The following is a 2,957-nucleotide window of genomic DNA, read 5'->3' as shown; positions in this document are numbered from 1 at the left end:
GGGATGGGAACGGCTCACCAGCCTCGTCGCTACGGCCAAGACGTTGACGGACACCTTGGGCGATGATCCGCTGGCCTATGTTGATCAGGGGTATCACCGCTTCCGTCGGTATGCCCCGCGCATGCTGCGATGCCTCGACCTCAAAGCTGCGGCGGTTGCACGGCCTTTGCTGGACGCGGCTACCGTCATCGCTACCAAGGGCGCAGTTCCGGCGGCCGACGATTTCTTGCGCCCGCATTCCAAATGGCGGCGACAGTTGCGGGCGAAGGGCGATGATGATGCCCGCCTCCGGGAAGTCGCGGTCATGTTTCACCTGCGCGACGCGCTGCGCTCGGGCGACATATGGCTCGACCGCTCGCATCGATATGGTGACCTGCGCCACGTCCTCGTGCCGATGGCGGTCGCGCATGCCGCGAAGCTGGCGGTCCCGTCCGACCCGCATGTCTGGCTGGCTGACCGCAAAGTGCGTCTCGCTGATGGCCTTGCCCGGCTCGGTCGCGCCGCGCGCAGCGGTACAATTCCGAAAGGCAGCATCGAGGACGGCACGCTGCGCATTGATCGGCTCACCGCTGACGCGCCGGATGGGATCGAGGATCTGGTGCTTGATCTGTATCGCCGGCTGCCGCCCGTCCGCATCACCGATCTGCTGCTCGAAGTCGATACCGCGCTGGGTTTCACTGATGCCTTCACGCATCTGCGCACCGGCGTGCCATGCGGCGACCGAATCGGCCTGCTCAACGTCCTGCTTGCCGAGGGCCTGAATTTGGGTCTGCGTAAGATGGCAGAGGCTTCCAACACTCACGACTATTGGCAACTCTCCCGTCTCGCTCGCTGGCACGTCGAAAGCGAGGCGATCGACCAGGCGCTGGCCAACGTGGTCGCGGCGCAAGGGGCGCTGCCGATGGCCCAGGTCTGGGGTATGGGCAGATCCGCATCGGCCGATGGCCAGTTCTTCCCCGCCGCACGGCAGGGCGAAGCGATGAATACGATCAACGCCCGCTACGGCAACGATCCCGGCATCAAGGCCTATACCCACGTCAACGACCGCTTCGCGCCGTTTGCATCGCGGACCATTCCAGCCACGGTCAGCGAAGCACCTTATCTACTCGACGGGCTGACGATGAATGAGGCAGGGCGACGGATCGAAGAGCAGTACGCCGACACTGGCGGGTTCACCGATCATCTGTTCGGGATCAGCGCGATGCTCGGCTGCCGCCTTGTACTGCGCATCCGCGACCTCCCATCCAAACGACTGTACGTGTTCGACCCTGCCGCGACGCCGAGCGAATTGCGCCCGCTGGTGGGCGGCAAGGCGCGTGAGGCGCTGATCGTTTCCAACTGGCCCGATCTGTTCCGCTGCGCCGCCACCATGAGCGCTGGACAGGTCGCGCCGAGCAGCATCTTGCGCAAGCTCGCCTCCTATCCGCGCCAGAACGATCTTGCCTCCGCGCTGCGCGAGGTGGGCCGGATCGAGCGGACGCTGTTCATCATCGAATGGATACTCGACGTCGGCATGCAGCGCCGTGCACAGGTCGGCCTCAACAAAGGCGAGGCACATCATGCGCTGAAAAATGCCCTGCGCATCGGCCGTCAGGGCGAAATCCGCGACCGCACGACGGAGGGTCAGCATTACCGGATCGCCGGCCTCAACCTGCTCACCGCCATCATCGTCTACTGGAACACCCTGCACCTTGGCCATGCCGTTGAGGCCCGGCGCCGCGAAGGGCTCGATACCCCCGACCATCTTCTCGCCCATATTTCGCCGCTCGGATGGGCACACATCCTCCTCACTGGCGAGTACCTTTGGCCCAAGGACGCCGGCGCTTAGGGTGTCATTCCGCCCTCAGCCGGAACCGACCCCTGTATGGCAGTACCGTATCCTGCCGACAGCAATCACAGCTAGCGAGGTGAACGAAGGACGTGTTGATGACCTGACACGTAGCTTTGGAGCTTTAGTCGCTCGGTTGGAGGGGCAGATCGGTGCCGCGTGAGGTACTGGAATGCGAAGAGTTTTCTGAAATACAGGTCCGCATCGACACCTTAGTCGAGAATGGCGAACTCAAGATTGATGAACGGGTTATCGGTCGCGGCTACCTGAACGTCACTCTACGTGGGGGCCAGGTCGCGTTACGTGCCGATCGGCACGTTGGATTGATACCCCTCACGGATAGCTTAGCGGTTCGGGTACGCCCTCGAACCAGTATCGCCAACCTCTCCTATATGATCGCTCGGTCGGGTGTCGCTCCAGCGGCGATACGGGGTTTCTCGCGCGGTTATTTACCTCGTTTCGAAGTCAGCGAAGACCTGGAAAGGACATACGCTGAGTCACTCGTCCTAGGCGCTGAGCAAATAGCGTCTCGTGGGCTGATGAAAGGATACACCGCTGTCCGCAACCCGCCACCCTGGCGTGGTAGGCTATTACCTACGGAGACGATCCGATCGTACGCATCGCGGGGAGTCCGCTACAAGCATAGCTTCTCGTTTAATACGCTGAGTCCCAGCGTCGTTGAGAATCAGGCGCTCCTCGAAGCTCTGACTGTGGTTAAGCGATCAATCGAGGGTGATAATAGGTTCGCTGCTCTATTGGCGAGAACGAACAAGGTCATTAAGGCATTTGATAAGGTGTCACGCTGGCACGGAAGCCGCTCGTCTTTGATATCGGCACTTGGCCGAAAGATAAAACTAGTCGCGCCGCAGCTCTCGTTCTATAAAGACGCCCTGTGGTCTGCGCTACTCCTTCTACAAAGAACTTTACCTGACGTTACTGATGAGGGGTTAGTCAGGCTGGACTCTTTGATAATCGATGTTTCTAAAGTCTTCGAAGCCTACACGGGGACTGTCAGGATTTCCGTGTGCGGCCGGGCGGTTGATCATCAGGCCGCCATGGCTCTGATGAAACGTTCGCCGAAGATCACGGCAAATTGCGCCTTCGCCATGGTCCACTCACGTGGTGGCAT

General features: G+C 61.0%; 1 protein-coding gene and 1 pseudogene. Both read left to right on the top strand.

From position 1 onward, the window contains the following. On the top strand, positions 1-1,828 hold a 1,828-nt coding region (locus tag CG471_RS29430; protein WP_143560320.1), incomplete at its 5' end, for a Tn3 family transposase. Between the two features lie 152 nt (positions 1,829-1,980). Then, positions 1,981-2,778, top strand: a pseudogene (locus tag CG471_RS30440) (hypothetical protein); the annotation flags it as partial. Between the last annotated feature and the right edge of the window lie 179 nt (positions 2,779-2,957).

This window comes from Sphingobium sp. IP1 (assembly GCF_002708645.1).
GTDB lineage: Bacteria > Pseudomonadota > Alphaproteobacteria > Sphingomonadales > Sphingomonadaceae > Sphingobium > Sphingobium yanoikuyae.
The sequence above is the reverse complement of the archived record's forward strand: the minus strand, read 5'-3'. Positions and strand labels throughout refer to the sequence as shown.